Source organism: Methylorubrum zatmanii, from assembly GCF_014845115.1.
GTDB lineage: Bacteria > Pseudomonadota > Alphaproteobacteria > Rhizobiales > Beijerinckiaceae > Methylobacterium > Methylobacterium zatmanii.
In genome coordinates this window covers 16,303-32,901 of the sequence record NZ_NKUI01000045.1, presented here as the reverse complement: position 1 = coordinate 32,901, position 16,599 = coordinate 16,303, and the positions used below count along the sequence as shown (strand labels likewise).

The 16,599-nt window shown below is 67.7% G+C and carries 14 protein-coding genes; 10 read left to right on the top strand and 4 right to left on the bottom strand.

The features are described 5' to 3' along the window. Positions 1–45: 45 nt before the first annotated feature. The 3 genes from hisF (at position 46) to coaA (ending at position 2,276) form a co-directional block, all read left to right on the top strand. Complete coding sequence (gene hisF / locus MZTS_RS06290) at positions 46–822, top strand: imidazole glycerol phosphate synthase subunit HisF (protein WP_009863515.1); 777 nt, start codon at positions 46–48, stop codon at positions 820–822. A 120-nt stretch (positions 823–942) separates the two neighbouring features. Next, positions 943–1,266: a phosphoribosyl-ATP diphosphatase gene (locus MZTS_RS06285; RefSeq protein ID WP_192282612.1), complete on the top strand. Its 324-nt coding sequence runs from the start codon at positions 943–945 to the stop codon at positions 1,264–1,266. Further along, positions 1,263–2,276, top strand: a complete 1,014-nt coding sequence (gene coaA, locus MZTS_RS06280) for a type I pantothenate kinase (protein WP_192282610.1) — start codon at positions 1,263–1,265, stop codon at positions 2,274–2,276. The genes MZTS_RS06285 and coaA overlap by 4 nt, the downstream gene beginning before the upstream one ends. 39 nt (positions 2,277–2,315) lie before the next feature. Here the strand turns inward: coaA and MZTS_RS06275 are convergent, their stop codons facing one another. Continuing rightward, complete coding sequence (locus tag MZTS_RS06275; RefSeq protein ID WP_192282608.1) at positions 2,316–2,885, bottom strand: hypothetical protein; 570 nt, start codon at positions 2,883–2,885, stop codon at positions 2,316–2,318. A gap of 366 nt (positions 2,886–3,251) precedes the next feature. On the opposite strand from MZTS_RS06275, the gene MZTS_RS06270 reads away from it, so the two are divergent. The 3 genes from MZTS_RS06270 (at position 3,252) to MZTS_RS06260 (ending at position 6,217) form a co-directional block, all read left to right on the top strand. Next, the gene (locus tag MZTS_RS06270; RefSeq protein ID WP_192282606.1) at positions 3,252–4,388 is read left to right on the top strand and encodes a transglycosylase SLT domain-containing protein; all 1,137 of its coding nucleotides are present in this window, start codon (positions 3,252–3,254) and stop codon (positions 4,386–4,388) included. A gap of 235 nt (positions 4,389–4,623) precedes the next feature. Beyond that, the gene (locus tag MZTS_RS06265) at positions 4,624–5,145 is read left to right on the top strand and encodes a response regulator (protein ID WP_192282645.1); all 522 of its coding nucleotides are present in this window, start codon (positions 4,624–4,626) and stop codon (positions 5,143–5,145) included. 409 nt (positions 5,146–5,554) lie between these two features. Next, entirely contained in the window at positions 5,555–6,217 is a 663-nt protein-coding gene (locus MZTS_RS06260) for a L,D-transpeptidase (RefSeq protein WP_192282605.1), read from the top strand. A gap of 70 nt (positions 6,218–6,287) precedes the next feature. Here MZTS_RS06260 and MZTS_RS06255 read toward each other — a convergent pair whose 3' ends face one another. Together MZTS_RS06255 and MZTS_RS06250 are read right to left on the bottom strand one after the other, a co-directional pair. Beyond that, complete coding sequence (locus tag MZTS_RS06255) at positions 6,288–6,611, bottom strand: hypothetical protein (protein ID WP_192282604.1); 324 nt, start codon at positions 6,609–6,611, stop codon at positions 6,288–6,290. 254 nt (positions 6,612–6,865) lie between these two features. Further along, positions 6,866–7,342: a phasin gene (locus tag MZTS_RS06250; protein WP_192282603.1), complete on the bottom strand. Its 477-nt coding sequence runs from the start codon at positions 7,340–7,342 to the stop codon at positions 6,866–6,868. 241 nt (positions 7,343–7,583) lie between these two features. On the opposite strand from MZTS_RS06250, the gene MZTS_RS06245 reads away from it, so the two are divergent. The 4 genes from MZTS_RS06245 (at position 7,584) to MZTS_RS06230 (ending at position 14,699) form a co-directional block, all read left to right on the top strand. Continuing rightward, the gene (locus MZTS_RS06245; RefSeq protein ID WP_192282643.1) at positions 7,584–10,085 is read left to right on the top strand and encodes an ATP-binding protein; all 2,502 of its coding nucleotides are present in this window, start codon (positions 7,584–7,586) and stop codon (positions 10,083–10,085) included. A 249-nt stretch (positions 10,086–10,334) separates the two neighbouring features. Further along, complete coding sequence (gene acs, locus MZTS_RS06240; protein ID WP_192282602.1) at positions 10,335–12,284, top strand: acetate--CoA ligase; 1,950 nt, start codon at positions 10,335–10,337, stop codon at positions 12,282–12,284. A gap of 418 nt (positions 12,285–12,702) precedes the next feature. Further along, the gene (locus MZTS_RS06235) at positions 12,703–13,014 is read left to right on the top strand and encodes a DUF485 domain-containing protein (protein WP_378739389.1); all 312 of its coding nucleotides are present in this window, start codon (positions 12,703–12,705) and stop codon (positions 13,012–13,014) included. After that, positions 13,011–14,699 (top strand): cation acetate symporter, encoded by a 1,689-nt coding sequence (locus MZTS_RS06230; protein WP_192282600.1) that lies wholly within the window; start codon positions 13,011–13,013, stop codon positions 14,697–14,699. Before MZTS_RS06235 ends, MZTS_RS06230 begins: the two co-directional genes overlap by 4 nt. Before the next feature lie 219 nt (positions 14,700–14,918). On the opposite strand, the gene purH is transcribed toward MZTS_RS06230, so the two are convergent. Further along, positions 14,919–16,517 carry a bifunctional phosphoribosylaminoimidazolecarboxamide formyltransferase/IMP cyclohydrolase gene (gene purH, locus MZTS_RS06225; RefSeq protein WP_192282599.1) on the bottom strand — a complete coding sequence of 533 codons (1,599 nt, stop codon included), beginning with the start codon at positions 16,515–16,517 and terminating at the stop codon, positions 14,919–14,921. Positions 16,518–16,599: the final 82 nt, after the last annotated feature.

The window sequence follows — 16,599 nt, the reverse complement described above, 5'->3', positions numbered from 1 at the left end:
CATGCCTCGATCCATGCCCGCCATGACAGCCTGAAGGCGCCCCGCGTGCTCAAGACCCGCATCATCCCCTGCCTCGACGTGAAGGACGGGCGCGTCGTGAAGGGCGTCCAGTTCCTCGAACTGCGCGATGCCGGCGATCCGGTCGAATCCGCCAAGGCCTACGACGCCGCCGGCGCCGACGAACTCTGCTTCCTCGACATCACCGCCAGCCACGAGGACCGTGGCACCCTGCTCGATGTGGTGAGCCGCACCGCGGAAGCCTGCTTCATGCCGCTGACCGTCGGCGGCGGCGTGCGCACCGTCTCCGATGTGCGCACGCTCCTCCTGGCGGGCGCCGACAAGGTCGGGATCAACACGGCGGCGGTGAAGAACCCGGATTTCGTCGCCGAGGCGGCGGAGAAGTTCGGTGACCAGTGCATCGTCGTCGCCATCGACGCCAAGCGCGTCTCCGGCCCCGGCGAATCCGCGCGCTGGGAGATCTTCACCCATGGCGGCCGCAATCCCACCGGCATCGACGCGGTCGCGTTCGCCCGCCGGGTGTCCGAGCGCGGGGCGGGCGAACTCCTCGTCACCTCCATGGACAAGGACGGCACCCGCTCCGGCTACGATCTCGCGCTCACCCGCGCCATCGCCGATGCGGTGAAGGTGCCGGTGATCGCGTCCGGTGGCGTCGGCGGGCTCGACGACCTCGTGGCCGGCGTCCGCGATGGCGGCGCGAGCGCGGTGCTCGCCGCCTCGATCTTCCATTTCGGCGAGGCCACCATCGGCGAGGCCAAGGCCCATATGGCGGCGGCCGGACTTGCGATGCGGCTCGATCCGTAACGCGTAACGGTTGCGCCGATGCGCGCACCCCTTGACCGGGGCGCCCGCCCTGCGCAGGGTCCGCGCAGCCGGTATCCGATCATGCGATGCCGCATGGTACAGGTTCCGTTTGCACGCTCTATGACGAAGTTCAGCCTCGACGACCTCGCCGCCCTCGTGGACAGCCGGGCCGGCACTCCTCCCGAATCTTCCTACACCGCCAAGCTCCTGGCCGAGGGGCCGGCCAAGGCGGCCAAGAAGCTCGGCGAAGAGGCGGTCGAGGCCGCCATCGCCGCCGTGCAGGGCGACCGCAAGGCCCTCACCTCGGAAGCCGCCGACGTGCTGTATCACCTCGTTGTGACGCTCAAGGCGGTCGGCGTGCCGCTCGATGACGTGATGACGGAACTGGATCGGCGCACCGTCCAGAGCGGGCTCGCCGAGAAGGCGGCGCGGAGGCATACATGATCGGCGCCCCGATCCCGTCGGCCGGGATCGAACCGGAAGAGCGCCAGAACCCGGTGACCGGCCAGGGGCCGGGACGCCTCTCGCCCTACCGGATCTTCTCCCGCGAGGAATGGGCGCAACTGCGCGCCGACACGCCGTTGACGCTGACCGCCGAGGATATCGGCCGCCTGCAATCCCTCAACGATCCGATCTCCATCGAGGAGGTCGTGGCGATCTACCTGCCGCTGTCGCGGCTGCTCTCGCTCTACGTCGCGGCGACGCAGGGACTGTTCAAGGCGACCCAGCGCTTCCTGCTCGCCGAGCACGATACCAAGGTTCCCTACATCATCGGGCTCGCCGGCTCGGTGGCGGTCGGCAAGTCGACGACGGCCCGGGTGCTCAAGGCCTTGCTCGCCCGCTGGCCCAACACGCCGAAGGTCGATCTCATCACCACCGACGGCTTCCTTCATCCCAATGCCGAACTCCAGCGCATGGATGCGATGGAGCGGAAGGGCTTTCCCGAGAGCTACGACAGCGCCGCCCTGCTGCGTTTCCTCGCCGACATCAAGGCCGGCCACAAGCGCGTGTCGGCCCCGGTTTATTCCCACCTCGTCTACGACGTGGTGCCGGGTGAGGAGCAGGTGATCGAATCGCCCGACATCCTGATCGTCGAGGGCCTCAACGTGCTGCAGCCGGCCCGCCTGCCCCGGGACGGCACGGCGATTCCCTTCGTCTCCGACTTCTTCGACTTCTCGATCTATCTCGACGGGCACGAGGACGACCTGCACCGCTGGTACGTCAACCGCTTCCTGCGCCTGCGGCAGACCGCCTTCCGCGATCCGCTTTCCTATTTCCGCAAATATGCCGAGGCCGGTGAGGCCGAGGCCCTGGAGATCGCCGACCGGCTCTGGACGACGATCAACCTGCCGAATCTGCGCGACAACATCCTCCCCACCCGCCAGCGGGCGAGCCTGATTCTGGCCAAGGGGGCGAGCCATCGGATCGAGAGCGTGGCGCTGCGGCGGTTGTGAGGGGCGTGCCGTCCCGGTCCCGGCCCTTGGGTCTCCTACTTAGGGAAGAGCCATCCGCGCTTCGTTTTCGCTGACCCGGCGGATGGAGGCCAGGGTCCGTCGCCGGATCAGGCCGCTGACCGGGCGGATGAGATGCCAGTAGAGCCTGAGCTTGGCTCGGGCGTCGGCATCGGCGCAGACGATGCGCGTCTCTGTCGAGAGTTCGCAGATGCCCCGTCCTTCGGTCCGGACGGCGAAGTTGAGTGCGAGCCTCGCGACGCCCGGATCGTCGAGCGCCAGGAAGCCGGCTCCGCCTTCGACCGGGGTCAGATCGAAATCGGACCGCCAGAAACGACCGGCCAATCCGTAGACGATCTCATGGTCGTCGCTGTCCAGCAGAGTGAAATCTTGGAGGCCGAAGGGGCGCCGATCCACAGAAGACGGCTGTGAGAGGCGCTGCATGACCCGCATGGGCAGCTCGCGGAGCCCGATCATCGCTCGAAAGAACGGATCGGTCTCGGTGCGGTAGGCCCGCGCGGCCCGGAGTACGGTGCGGGACGGGGCCCTGACAGCGAGACGATGCCGTTCGCGGAAATGCGGATCGGGCAGATAGCGGTCGATCAGGGCCATGGAACAAGCTCGGCTTGAATGAACCGGGCTGCTTTACTGAATATCCTTGCCGCACAGCCAGTGTCTCCGCGCGGTGAGGGCTGATCTCCTGTCGATCCGTCCGGCTCCCGACCTCTTCGCGAAGGTGCGCTGGGCGATTCCGAGGTGAGACAGTGCCTGGGCGAGGTGCCCTCCCATCGCGCCCTGTGCATCCCGTCATCGGTGGAAAACACCGGGGATAACCACCGAAACGGCTCAGCTTGCCCGCAAATTGCCCCGCACTGCCCTGGGGATGCCACAACCTCGGCCGTGTTTGCGCCACATCCGTCACCGTAACTGTTGCCCATACGCCGCTGGCGGCATCACGAAGAGTGAGCGACGACAACGATGCAGGGCCGTACGATCGGATCGCAACGGACCACCGGAACCTCTCGCAAGAGCGGGCGCCCCGCCCCATCCTCCGACGTCATCACCCTGTCCGCTCGCACCGGTCGCGAGCATGGCAGCCGCACCGCACTTCTCCGCTCTATCCTGTCCATGACCCTGCTCGCCGGCGGTTTGAGCGCGGTTCTTCTCAATGCGGGGACCGATTTCGGTCGGGCCGAGGCCTCGACCAAGGCCGGCTCCGATCTGTCGATGCCGCGGCCCCGCGTGCAGTCCCTGGCGCCCGAGGCGCCGGTCCCGTCGGTGCTGGCGGCCTCGTCGAGCTTCCATGCCGTGGACGGCCTCGATACCGAACTCGGTACCAACAGCGTGGACCGGGTGTCCTACGACTTCCTGCTGTCGCAGACCGCGACCGGCGATCCGAATGACATCCTCGAATTCGGGCCGATGAAGATCCGCCGCCACCTCGTGCAGACCATCGTCAAGGCGGCTCAGGTGGTCGAGACCGATCCCGTGCTGCTGATGGCCGTGGCCGACAAGGAATCGAGCTTCATCACCGCCGTGCAGGCCAAGACCTCGTCGGCGACCGGTCTGTTCCAGTTCATCGAGCGGACCTGGCTCGGCGTGATCCGCGATTTCGGTCCCAAATACGGGTACGACAAGGAGGCCGCCCTCGTCGTGCCGGATGCCAATGACCGGCCGAGCATCCAGGATCAGGCCGAGCGGACCCGCATCCTCGATCTGCGCCGCGATCCCTACCTGTCGGCGGTGATGGCCGGCGAGATGCTCAAGCGGGATGCCGGACGCATCGCCCTCAAGATCGGCCGCGAACTGAGCCTCGGCGAGGTCTATCTCGCCCACTTCCTCGGACCGGACGATGCCGAGAACTTCCTGTCGCAAGTCGTCGACAAGCCGAGTTCGGCCGCCGCCACCCTCTTGCCGGGTCCGGCTCGGGCCAATCGCTCGATCTTCTTCGCCGGCACCACCGGCCGGGGGCGTCATCGCAAGCCGGCCAGCCTGTCCGTCGCCCAGGTTCATCAGAAGTTCGAGGCGATGATGAGCACCCGGGGCGACCGCTATCGCGACGTGCGCAGCGTCGCCGGCCTCATCACCATGGCCGATGCCGAGGCGGCTCAGTAAACTTCTTCCGCCTGCGTCCGCCCGCCGTGTGGCAGGATCCGCGACGACGAAAATCTCTCTTCGAGGCAACTGTGCGGCATCTCCCCGCTTTGTTGTCCTGTGCGGCCATCCAGGCGGAATACTCTGTGCCGGCCGCCCATCGGTCGAACGCGCGAGAGAGGACCGTTTCGCTTTGAACGACTCGTTTCGAGATCGCTCCTATCGCGGCCACACCAGCGATCCGCTGTTGCCGGGCATGCAACTGGACCAGATCGGGCAGGCGCTCGCCTCCTGCTACGATCACCTCGTGGCGGAAGGCATCCCCGACCATCTCGCGGCCCTCGTCCGGCGGGTGGACCGCTCGAACGAGACGCCGTCCGCGCCCGGTGGGCGCCCCAAGAGCCGCATCGCCCTCGTCGTCGAGGACGAGCAGGATACCCGCGAACTGGCCGAGGGTGTTCTGGAGGAGACGGAGCTGCGGGTGATCGGCTGCGACAGCGCCGAGCGGGCGCTCGGCATCCTGCAAGAGAGCGGCGGCGATGTCGCCCTGGTCTTCGCCGATATCCGCCTCGCCGGAGCGATGGACGGGTTGCAGCTCGCCCATGCGATTGCCACGCTGTGGCCGCGCACGCGGCTCGTGGTGACATCGGGCCTCGATCCGGAGCCGGATGTCGTCCTGCCGGAGGGCGCCGTGTTCATCCCCAAGCCCTGGCGCGCCTTCGATGTGCTGGTCGAGGCCGAACGGGCAGCCTGCGATCCCTTGCCTGTCATCAGCTGAGAGACAGCTCGGCCGCATCGTTCCCCATGATGAGGGGTCGAGCGAAAACCCGCCTTGGGTTGAGCCGCCCTCCATCATCCCAGGCGCCGGTCAGTCGATCCAGCGGCGCGCCGTGTCCGACCATTCGGCGGTTCGAAGCTTCTCCGCTACCCGCCCCGGTCGGGGGCCGTCCGGCCCATACACTCCGAGCCGTCCCGCTGCGACGGCCGAGCCGGCCGCTTCGTTCGGTTCCAACCACGAAGTCTTGTCCTGTCGCGCCCGGCCGATTCGGGAGTAAGCCGGACGATACGGCCAAGCTGTCGCCGGCTGCCCGCCACCTGATCCGTGCAAAATCCGTAAACGCCGTGGAACCTGTCAAGCACAGTCACGCTTGTAATAGCAAAGATTATTGCACAGGTAGGCACCTGCGATGAAGACTCTGGCTTCTGTTCTCGCCGGCGTTGTCGGCGTCTGTGTCCTCGCGACCGGCCCGGTCAAGGCGGCGCCCTATGACCCGTTCGGTTCCGACGGGGACGATTATTATCAAGAGCAGTCGTCGCAAGGCGGCTGGCCGGTCTACGATCCCTACTCCTCGCAGCGCGGTTCCAGCGCTCAGGGCTACGGTGAAGCCGAGGCGGCGCAGGCACAGGTCGCCCGCATCCCCCGCGAGGTCGTGGCCTATAACGGCCGCTATGCTCCGGGTACGATCGTGGTCTCCACCTCCGAGCGGCGGCTCTACTACGTACTGCCGGGCGGGCAGGCCGTGCGCTACGGCGTCGGGGTCGGCCGTCCGGGCTTCACCTGGAGCGGCGTGAACAAGATCACCGCCAAGCGCGAATGGCCGAGCTGGACCCCGCCGGCGGCGATGCTGGCCCGTCGCCCGGACCTGCCGCGCTACATGGCCGGCGGCATCGAGAACCCCCTGGGCGCCCGGGCGATGTATATCGGCCGGTCCGAATACCGGATCCACGGCTCCAATGAGCCGGATACGATCGGTCAGGCGGTCTCCTCCGGCTGCATCCGCATGACCAACGAGGATGTGACCGACCTGTATTCCCGTGTGAAGGTCGGTGCGACGGTTGTCGTGAACTGACGCGAGACGCCCTGTCCCCCCCCTGTGAGATCGGGCCGTGCCGGAGACATCCGGCACGGCCTTGTGCTGATCAGGGCGCGACGCGGCCGACGGCCGTGCGCGGCCCGTTCAGGAACGACACCGGCATATCGCAGAAACAGCGGGCGCCGAGCGGGCGCGGACCGGGCAGCGGGCAGGAGAAGGGCTGAAGGCCGCTGATGCCCGATTGAACCGCATCGCAGTTGAAGCCGACGGCCCTTCGCGGCGGCGGCCCGCCGCCCCAATCCCGATAGGCTCTGGCGCGCGGGGGAGGGGCGTCGTACCCGTCGTCGTCATACTGGGCCTGGGCGGGCGCGAGGCTCCCGGCCGCCCAAGCGGCCAAGGCCAGGATGCCGAGGTAACGGACGGCACGCATGATGTCGGAAACTCCGCGTTCGCGCGCTCTCCTGGGAATGGGAGGCCGACTCGGCCAGGATGAGCGCGCCAAATCAAGGATCGAGAAAGGTCACACGATCCTGCCGGATCGGCGCACCTCCTCAGGCCGCCCGGACCCTTGCTGTCCCTGGCGGCGGAAAAGAGGCGGAACCGGCCCGATATGAAAATGGCCCGCTCTGCCGAGAGCGGGCCACAGACGTTCGAGGGGCAACCGTGGCGGCCCCAGACGAAGACTTAGGAGGTGGCCTTCTGGGCCTCGCTGGCATTCTCACGGGCCGTCTCGACGCCCTGCTCGTAGGCTTGGCGGGCTTCGGCGGCCCCCTGCTGCATTGCGCTCTTGGCGTTCTCGGCACTCTGCTGGAACGCGCTCTGCGCGAGGCCGCCGAACTCCTTGGCCTGGGCCTGGATGGCGGCGAACTGCGCCCGCACGAACTCAGCCTGATGCTGCATCGCCTCTTGGACGTCGCGCGAACGGACGAGTTTCTGCGCCAGATCGAAAGCGGCGTTGACGTTTTGCTCCGCGTATTCGAAGCCACGGCTCGAGATGTTGGTGGCGTTGGTGCGAGCCAGATCGGTCGAACCCTGCACCGTGTCGGCGGTGCGACGGGCCGCGCCGATGAAGGAATCGAAGGCCTTGCGGGCCTGCTCGACGCTCTTCTCGGCGAAATCGCGCATCTCGGTGGGGACTTCGTAGTTAGGGGTGCTGCTCATTCCCGTCTCCTCTGGTGATCGCGTCAGGCGCTCGTTGTGCGGCGCACAATGTGCGATGCACAATAACGCAGGGTCGGCTTTTCCGCCAGCCCCGTGGTGCCGATTAAGGTTACCAGTTGATAAACGTGTGTCGGCACGCTTCAGTGTCCACGTCCGGTGGCAGTTAAGTTAAACAGGGCGACGAGCGCCCACGCCCAGAGGGACCACACAGGGCTGTGAAGGGCTTATGACCAGTGTTCCAATGTCGGGCCGCGCAGTGCCAGTAATTTCGCCGGAGAGCGATTCGACTGTCGGCGCGGCTCTGGCGCGCTGGCGGGACGACGCGTCGATCGCCCATCTCCTCCGCGAAGGCGGCTCCTTCCTGATCCTCGACGACGATGCGGGACGGGTGCTCCACGCGGCCGGCGGAGCGGCGACTTTGCGCGCGGGCATCGCCGGAGTCGACGGCACGATCCTTCCGGGCTTGCGCCTGCCCGATCAGGTTCGCCGTGCCGGGATGCTGGATGGGCGACCGCGCATGATCCGCCTGCGCCTCGATCCCCGTGGCGTCGCTCTTCCCGTCGTCGGCCTCGCCGCCCGGGCGGAGTTGGAGGGAGGCCGGTCCGCCCTCCTGTTTGCGCCGGTCGGCGCGTTGCCGGTCTTGCGGCCGGCTCAAGCCTCGCCGCCGAAGGCCGTTGCGCCGCGCGAGGAGGCGAAGCCCGCCGCTGCCGTCACCGGCCCCGAGCCCGAGATGACACCGCCCCCCGGTCTTGCCGAAGAGGGTATGGCGGGCGACGTGCCGCTGCGCTTCGTCTGGCGCAGCGATGCCGAGGGTGTGCTGACCCATGTCTCGCGCACGCATCCCGACCTGACGGAGGCCCTTGCCGGTCGCTCTTGGACCATGCTCGCGGCGGACGGCGTGATCGACGGCGAGGCCTTCACCGAGGCGCTCTCGGCGCAGCGCACTTTCCGGATGCTGCCGCTGACGGTGCTGGGACGCTCCTACAAGCATCGTCTCGAGATCTCGGGCGCTCCCTCCGGCCGGGCTCAGGCCGCGTTTGCCGGTCTCAACGGTTTCGCGATCCTGAGAGAGAGCCAGCCGCGTGCCCCGGAGGACGAGGCCGTTCCGGCGGAAGACGGGCCGAACGAGGCCTTCGAGACGGAACCCGGCCTGTCGGTGAACGAGCATGCCGCCTTCCGGGAGGTGGCCCGCCTGCTCGGTCTTCGCTTCGCGGCCGATGAGCCCGCCGAGGACGAGGCGTTGCCTCCGTCACGGGCGGAGGCCGCATCCGGCGGATCGGTGATGCCGTTCCCGACGCCACCCGGCCGCCTCGCGGAAGCCGAGGGCCGGGCGCGGTCGGCCCTGACCGAATTGCTGGAAAGCCTGCCGCTCGGCGTGCTGATCCATCGCGGCGACGAGCTTCTGTTCGCGAGCCGCGCCTTCCTGAGCCTCACCGGCTATGACGATCTGGCGGCCCTGCGGCAGGTCGGGCTTTCACAGCTGTTTTGCGGCCTCGCCCCGGCGGAGAGGCAGGCGGCGGTGCAACAGCCCTTCGCCCACGCCGCCGGCGGGACGATAGCCCTCCTCGTGGATCGCGCCGACCTGCTCTGGGACGGGGGGGCGGCCGAGATCTGCCTCGCCCGTGCCGCACCCGGACAGAACGGCGAGGAGACCGCTCCCCTGCCGCCCAACGATGCGCGGCTGCGGGCGCAGACGGTGCTGGACAGTCTGGAGGAGGGGGTCGTCACCCTCGATGCGGAAGGGCGTGTCGTCGGGCTGAATCCGAGCGCAGCCGAACTCGTCCATGCCCATCCCAAGGAGGTCGTGGGCGGGCGCTTCGCGGACCTGTTCTCGCCGGCCAGCCAATCCGTGCTGGAGGCGGCCGTGACGGATTCGCGCCGCTCCGGCAGCAGCGAGTTGCATGGCGTCACGCCACGTTCGGGCGCCGCCGCCTTGCGCCTGCGCATCGCCCGGCTGCTCGGCGAGGAGGCGCCTGGCTATTGTGCCAGCCTGCGCGAGATTCGCGACGAGCCTTCCCTCCATCCCGCCCGCCGGGATGAGCCGGAGGCGGAAGGGGTGTGGAAGGCCAATGCGCTCGCCCGGGTGAGCCGCGAGATCCGGCCCTCGCTCAACGCGATCCTCAGCCTGACCGACATGATGCTGTCCGACCGCTTCGACCGGGCGGATGCCGAGCGGCTGGAGGCCTATCTCCGGGACGTGCGCCTGTCCGGCGGCCGGATCGCCAGCCTGATCGACGATCTGCGCGACCTCGCCGAGATCCAGGCGGGACGCAGCAAGCTGACCTTCACCGAGCTTGCCCTCAACGACCTCGTCTCGTCCTGCATCGCCGCCCGGCAGGCCCAGGCGGCGCGCCATCGCATCGTCCTGCGCACCAGCCTCGCCCCCGACCTGCCGCGCCTGAAGGCCGACGAGCGCTCGATCCGCCAAGCGGCGCTGACCGTGCTCGGCAAGGCGATCCATGTCACGGAGGCCGGCGGTCAGGTGATCGTCTCGACCACGCTGGCCGAGCGCGGCGAGGTCGCCCTGCGGGTGCGCGACACCGGGACGGGGATGACCGAGGACGAGCTGCTGGGCGCCCTCGAGCCGTTTCAGATCGGTGCGCCGGCGGTTGCGGAGGGCGAGGAGCGGGGCTTCGGCCTGACCCTGACCAAGGCCCTCGTCGAGGCGAACCGCGGCCGCTTCCGCATCACCAGCCGGAAGGACGAGGGCACCCTGGTCGAGATGCTGTTCCCGGCTGCCTGACGGCGGCCGATGCGCGCTCTTCCGCGCCGGAATCCCCTGACATCTCTGACATTTCGGCCGTCCTCCCCCGGGAGTGGAGGACTATGCTGTCGTCGGCAATAAAATTGCTGCCAATTCGGTTGCGCGAAATTTCGAACCTCGACTTTTTGGTGCTTGCCGGGTCTGTTCAACTGCGCTTAAGAGTTTTGAGGAAGCCCCGGCTGCGCGGACCTTCGCGATACGATCGGGCACCGTCAGGGAAGAAACCAAATGAGCGAGAAGGTCATCGACGTCCAGGACGGGTGGCGCGAGCGGGCTCTCATCGACGATGCCAAATACACGGAGATGTACGCGGCCTCCGTCTCGAATCCGGAAGCTTTCTGGGCCGAGCACGGCAAACGCATCGATTGGTCGACCCCTTTCAGCAAAGTCAAAAACACCAGCTTCGCGCCGGGTAATGTCTCGATCAAATGGTTCGAGGACGGCAAGACCAACGTCGCTCTGAATTGCATCGACCGTCACCTGAAGACCCGCGGCGATCAGACCGCGATCATCTGGGAAGGCGACGATCCGAACGAATCGAAGCACATCACCTACAAGCAGCTGCACGCGGAAGTGGGCCGGATGGCCAACGTCCTGCGCAATCGCGGCGTCGGCAAGGGGGACCGCGTCACGCTCTACCTGCCGATGATCCCCGAGGCCGCCTACGCGATGCTGGCCTGCGCGCGGTTGGGCGCCATCCACGCCATCGTCTTCGGCGGCTTCTCCCCCGATTCCCTGGCGAGCCGCATCAAGGGATGCGGCTCGAAGTTGGTCATCACCGCCGACGAGGGTCTGCGCGGCGGGCGCAAGGTGCCGCTGAAGGCCAATGTCGACGAGGCGATCAAGCGCCTCGACGCGGACCTCGTCGACCATGTCGTCGTGGTCAAGCGCACCGGCGGCAACGTGGCGATGGAGCCCGGCCGCGACGTCTATTACCATGAGGCCGCCGAGCAGGTGACCGACGAGTGCCCGGCGGAGCCGGTCGAGGCCGAGCACCCGCTGTTCATCCTCTATACCTCGGGCTCGACCGGGCAGCCGAAGGGCGTGGTGCACACCACCGGCGGCTATCTCGTCTACGCCTCGATGACCCACCAATACGTCTTCGATTACCATGACGGCGACGTCTATTGGTGCACGGCGGATGTGGGCTGGGTCACCGGCCACAGTTACATCGTCTACGGACCGCTCGCGAACGGCGCGACCACGCTGATGTTCGAGGGCATCCCGACCTACCCGTCGAATTCCCGCTTCTGGGAAGTCATCGACAAGCACAAGGTCAACATCTTCTACACCGCGCCGACCGCGATCCGCTCGCTCATGGGCGGCGGCGAGGGGCCGGTGAAGAAGACCTCGCGCCAATCCCTGCGGGTGCTGGGCTCGGTCGGCGAGCCGATCAACCCGGAAGCCTGGGAGTGGTACTACCGCGTGGTCGGCGATTCCCGCTGCTCCATCGTCGATACGTGGTGGCAGACCGAGACCGGCGGCATCCTCATCACCCCGCTGCCCGGCGCGACCAAGCTCAAGCCCGGCTCGGCGACCCGGCCCTTCTTCGGCGTCCAGCCGGTGATGGTCGATGCCGAGGGCAAGGAACTCGACGGCGCCTGCGAGGGCAATCTCTGCATCAAGGACAGTTGGCCGGGCCAGATGCGCACGGTCTACGGTGACCACGAGCGGTTCGAGCAGACCTACTTCTCCACCTACAAGAACCTCTACTTCACCGGAGACGGCGCCCGCCGCGATGCGGACGGCTATTACTGGATCACCGGCCGCGTGGACGACGTCATCAACGTCTCCGGTCACCGCATGGGCACGGCCGAGGTCGAGTCGTCGCTGGTGGCGCATCCGAAGGTCTCGGAGGCGGCGGTGGTCGGCTACCCGCATAACCTCAAGGGCCAGGGCATCTACGCCTACGTCACTCTCAACGAGGGCGAGGAGGGCTCGGACGCCCTGCGCAAGGAACTGGTCGCCTGGGTCCGCAAGGATATCGGCCCGATCGCGTCGCCGGATCTGATCCAGTTCGCGCCGGGCCTGCCCAAGACCCGCTCGGGCAAGATCATGCGCCGCATCCTGCGCAAGATCGCCGAGGACGATTTCGGATCGCTGGGCGATACCTCGACCCTCGCGGAGCCGGCGGTGGTCGACGATCTGATCGAGAACCGCCAGAATCGCCCCGCTTGATCTCGAAGGGCCCCGCCGGAAGATCCCGGCGGGGCCCTTCTCACGTCGTTCCATCCAAAAGGCGGCGCGTCCCCCCATGCGAGCCGCTGCCGAGCGAAGAGATCACGGTATAACAGCAGCTTAGGCCCGCAGCCGATTGCAACGTGCTCGCGAGCGGTTCTAAGGTGACATCGATGGCGGCGGATATTCTGTATCCACCGCCGCGAAGGACGGCCGGTGACCCGTGGGGCTGCCGGAACAAGCCTGCGACGAAGCGGAGAAACAAGCCCGCGTCGCATTCGCCATAAGACAAGCCGGCCGATGGGCCCGCCTTCGCGGGGATCGAGCCGGCGGGAGGAGATTCATGAGCGCCACACAGTCGGTGGGCCGATCCGCGACGTCGGACGCCCGCACGCTTCATGGGGCTGGGGCCCTGGACATGCCCGAGCCCGATCACCGGCTCGACCGCATCGCCGAACACCCGACCTTCAAGACCCTGGTTCACGAGCGCACCCGCTTCGGCTGGATCCTCACAGGCCTCATGCTGCTGGTCTATTTCGGCTTCATCGGCCTGATCGCCTTCGACAAGGCGCTGCTCGCCACCAAGATCGGCGGCACCGCCTCCCTCGGCTTCTACATGGGCATGTTCGTGATCGTGTTCGCCTTCGTGCTGACCGGCATCTACGTTGCCCGTGCCAATACCCGTTTCGACCGGCTCTCGGCCGACCTCGTCCGGAGCCTCGCCAAATGATCCGCTTCGTTCCCCTTCTCGGCGCGGGCCTCGGCCTCGGCGCGACCTCGGCCCTCGCCGCCGGGCCGGATCTCGGCCAAGTGCAGCAGCAGGCCACGAACTGGCCCGCCGTGGCCATGTTCTTCTTCTTCGTGATCTTCACCCTCGGCATCACCTACCGGGCGGCCAAGGGCTCGAAATCGGCGGCCGACTTCTACGCGGCCGGCGGCGGCATCTCGGCCCGCACCAACGCCCTCGCCATCGCCGGCGACTACATGTCGGCGGCCTCATTCCTCGGCATCTCGGGCCTCGTCTATTCCTCGGGCTTCGACGGCCTGATCTACTCGACGGGCTTTCTCGTGGGCTGGCCGATCGTGCTGTTCCTGATTGCGGAGCGGCTGCGCAACCTCGGCAAGTTCACCTTCGCCGACGTGGCGAGCTTCCGCCTCGACCAGACCTCGATCCGCATCATCTCGGCGACCGGCACCCTCGTGGTGGTGGCGTTCTACCTGATCGCCCAGATGGTCGGCGCCGGTAAGCTGATCCAGCTCCTGTTCGGCCTGCCCTACCTCTACGCGGTGGTAATCGTCGGCGCGCTGATGATCATCTACGTCGCCTTCGGCGGCATGAAGGCGACGACCTGGGTGCAGGTCATCAAGGCCTGCCTGCTGCTCGGCGGCGCGAGCTTCATGGCCGGCGCGGTGCTCTACCATTACGGCTTCAGCCCCGAGAGGCTGTTCGCCGCCGCCGTGCAGACGCATCCGAAGGGCGACGCCATCATGGCGCCGGGCGGCCTCGTCTCCAACCCGATCGACTCGATCTCGCTCGGCGTCGGGCTGATGTTCGGCACCGCCGGCCTGCCGCACATCCTGATGCGCTTCTTCACGGTGTCGGACGCCCAGGCTGCCCGCAAGTCGGTGTTCTACGCCACCGGCCTGATCGGCTACTTCTACATCCTCACCTTCATCATCGGCTTCGGCGGCATCGCCCTGCTGATGTCCGATCCGAGCTACTTCAAGCTCGGCGCGGACGGCACCACCTACGACAAGATCAAGGACATGATCGGCGGCACCAACATGGTGGCCGTGAACCTCGCCAACGCCGTCGGCGGGCCGTACTTCCTCGGCTTCATCTCGGCGGTGGCCTTCGCGACCATTCTCGCGGTGGTGGCGGGCCTGACGCTCGCCGGCGCTTCGGCGATCAGCCACGATCTCTATGCCCAGGTCTTCGCCCGCGGCCGCACCACGGAGAAGGCGGAGGTGAACCTCTCCAAGGCCTCCGCCGTCGGCATCGGCATCGTGGCGATCTATCTCGGCTACGTGTTTGAGAACCAGAACGTCGCCTTCATGGTCGGCCTCGCCTTCTCGGTGGCGGCGAGCTGCAACTTCCCGGTGCTTGCCATGTCGATCCTGTGGCGCGGCACCACGACCTGGGGCGCGCTTATCGGCGGCCTCGTCGGCCTGATCGCGGCGGTGGTCATGGTGGTCCTGTCGGACGCGGTCTGGGTGAAGACCTTCGGCCATCCGACGGCCCTGTTCCCCTATGCCAACCCGGCCCTGTTCTCGATGCCGCTGGCCTTCGTGACGATCTGGGGCGTCTCGCTGCTCGACCGCACCCGCCGGGCGAACCGCGAGCGCGCCGCCTTCGACGCTCAGTATGTGCGCTCGGAGACCGGTATCGGGGCCTCGACCGCGCACGCGCACTGACGCGCTGCCTCACGCACACAAGAGAAAGGCCCCGCCGCGAGGCGGGGCCTTTTTCGTTCGGGCTTGAAGGAGGCCGAGCCGATTTTTTCGAAATCCGCCCGGCCTCTCCGATCTCATACGCCATCCGGTTGATTCCTTCGGGATGGCGGATGGCGTCATCGCTCAAGTGCCGCGCGGGCTGGCCGATACGGAACCCGCTCCGATCAAGCGGGCGCCGTATCAGTGCCGGAAGTGGCGCGTGCCGGTGAACACCATCGCCAGCCCGGCCTCGTCGGCGGCCTTGATCACCTCGTCGTCGCGCATCGAGCCGCCGGGTTGGATCACGGCGGTGGCGCCGGCCTCGGCCGCCGCGAGCAGACCGTCGGCGAAGGGGAAGAAGGCGTCGGAGGCGACCGCCGAACCCTTGGCGAGGCTCTCCGTCAGGCCGAGGCGCTGGGCCGCTTCCGCCGCCTTGCGCGCGGCGGTGATCGAGGAATCGACCCGCGACATCTGCCCGGCGCCGATGCCGACCGTGGCGCCGCCCTTGGCATAGACGATGGCGTTCGACTTCACGTGCTTGGCGACCCGGTAGGCGAACCGCATGTCGGCGAGTTCCGCCTCGCTCGGCGCGCGCTTGGTCACGACGTTCAGCGTCATCTCGTCGACGCTGGCGGCGTCGCGGCCCTGGACGAGGAAGCCCCCGGCCACGGTGCGGATCACCTCGCCCTTCGCCCGCGGATCGGGCAGGCCGCCGGCGAGCAGGAGGCGCAGGTTCTTCTTGGCGGCGATGATCGCCTTGGCCTCGTCCGAGGCATCGGGGGCGATGATGACCTCGGTGAAAATCTCGACGATCTTCCGCGCGGCCTCCGCGTCGAGGGTGCGGTTGAGCGCGACGATGCCGCCGAAAGCCGAAGTCGGGTCGCAGGCCAGAGCCCGCTCATAGGCATCGAGCAGGCTCGATCCTTCCGCCACGCCGCAGGGGTTGGCGTGCTTGATGATCGCCACCGCCGCCGTGCGGGCGGGATCGAACTCGCCGACGCATTCATAGGCCGCGTCGGTGTCGTTGAGGTTGTTGTAGGACAGTTCCTTGCCCTGTACCTGCCGGGCGGTGGCGATGCCGGGGCGCAGGGTGCCGGGCAGGCGGTAGAAGGCCGCCGCTTGATGCGGGTTCTCGCCGTAGCGCAGGCTCTGGGCCAGCGTTCCCCCGAGTGCCCGGAAGGTCGGCGCCGCCTCGCTCCCCTCGACCTCGGCAAGCCAGTTGGCGATGGCGGCGTCGTAGGAGGCGGTGCGGGAGAACGCCTTCTGCGCCAGCCGCCGCCGGGTCGCGGCGCTGAGGCTGCCCGTCTGGGCGGAGAGCTCGGCGAGGATCGCGGCATAATCCGTCACATCGACCACCACCGCCACGTCGGCGTGGTTCTTGGCGGCGGCGCGGATCATGGCCGGCCCGCCGACATCGATGTTCTCGACGCAATCGTCGTAGCCCTTGCCGGCCTTCAGCGTCTCCTCGAAGGGGTAGAGGTTGACCACGAGCAGGTCGATGGCGCCGATGCCGTGGGCGGCGAGCGCCGCCTGATGCTCGGGATTGTCGCGTACGGCGAGCAGGCCGCCATGGACTGCCGGATGCAGCGTCTTGACCCGGCCATCCATCATCTCGGGGAAGCGGGTCAGCTCGGACACTTCCCTGACCGCCAGCCCGGCCTCGGTGAGCGCGCGATGGGTGCCGCCGGTCGAGACCAGTTCCACCCCCTGTCCGATCAGCGCGGCGGCGAAATCCGTGAGCCCGGTCTTGTCCGAAACCGAGAGCAGGGCGCGGGTCACTCGGATCTGGTCGCGCGGCATCGTGGTGGCCCTTGTCGTCATAGGAGGGATTTGCGCGCGCGGTAGCACGGAACCGGCGCCGGCAGCCAGTTCGACCAGGGGA

Bases quoted from the DNA above. Each gene is read 5' to 3' on its own strand.
- acs (WP_192282602.1), top strand. From the start codon at position 10,335: ATGAGCGAGAAGGTCATCGACGTCCAGGACGGGTGGCGCGAGCGGGCT.
- MZTS_RS06260 (WP_192282605.1), top strand. From the start codon at position 5,555: ATGAAGACTCTGGCTTCTGTTCTCGCCGGCGTTGTCGGCGTCTGTGTC.
- MZTS_RS06235 (WP_378739389.1), top strand. From the start codon at position 12,703: ATGCCCGAGCCCGATCACCGGCTCGACCGCATCGCCGAACACCCGACC.
- MZTS_RS06275 (WP_192282608.1), bottom strand. From the start codon at position 2,885: ATGGCCCTGATCGACCGCTATCTGCCCGATCCGCATTTCCGCGAACGG.
- MZTS_RS06265 (WP_192282645.1), top strand. From the start codon at position 4,624: ATGCAACTGGACCAGATCGGGCAGGCGCTCGCCTCCTGCTACGATCAC.
- purH (WP_192282599.1), bottom strand. From the start codon at position 16,517: ATGCCGCGCGACCAGATCCGAGTGACCCGCGCCCTGCTCTCGGTTTCG.
- MZTS_RS06285 (WP_192282612.1), top strand. From the start codon at position 943: ATGACGAAGTTCAGCCTCGACGACCTCGCCGCCCTCGTGGACAGCCGG.
- coaA (WP_192282610.1), top strand. From the start codon at position 1,263: ATGATCGGCGCCCCGATCCCGTCGGCCGGGATCGAACCGGAAGAGCGC.
- MZTS_RS06255 (WP_192282604.1), bottom strand. From the start codon at position 6,611: ATGCGTGCCGTCCGTTACCTCGGCATCCTGGCCTTGGCCGCTTGGGCG.
- MZTS_RS06250 (WP_192282603.1), bottom strand. From the start codon at position 7,342: ATGAGCAGCACCCCTAACTACGAAGTCCCCACCGAGATGCGCGATTTC.
- MZTS_RS06245 (WP_192282643.1), top strand. From the start codon at position 7,584: ATGTCGGGCCGCGCAGTGCCAGTAATTTCGCCGGAGAGCGATTCGACT.
- MZTS_RS06230 (WP_192282600.1), top strand. From the start codon at position 13,011: ATGATCCGCTTCGTTCCCCTTCTCGGCGCGGGCCTCGGCCTCGGCGCG.
- MZTS_RS06270 (WP_192282606.1), top strand. From the start codon at position 3,252: ATGCAGGGCCGTACGATCGGATCGCAACGGACCACCGGAACCTCTCGC.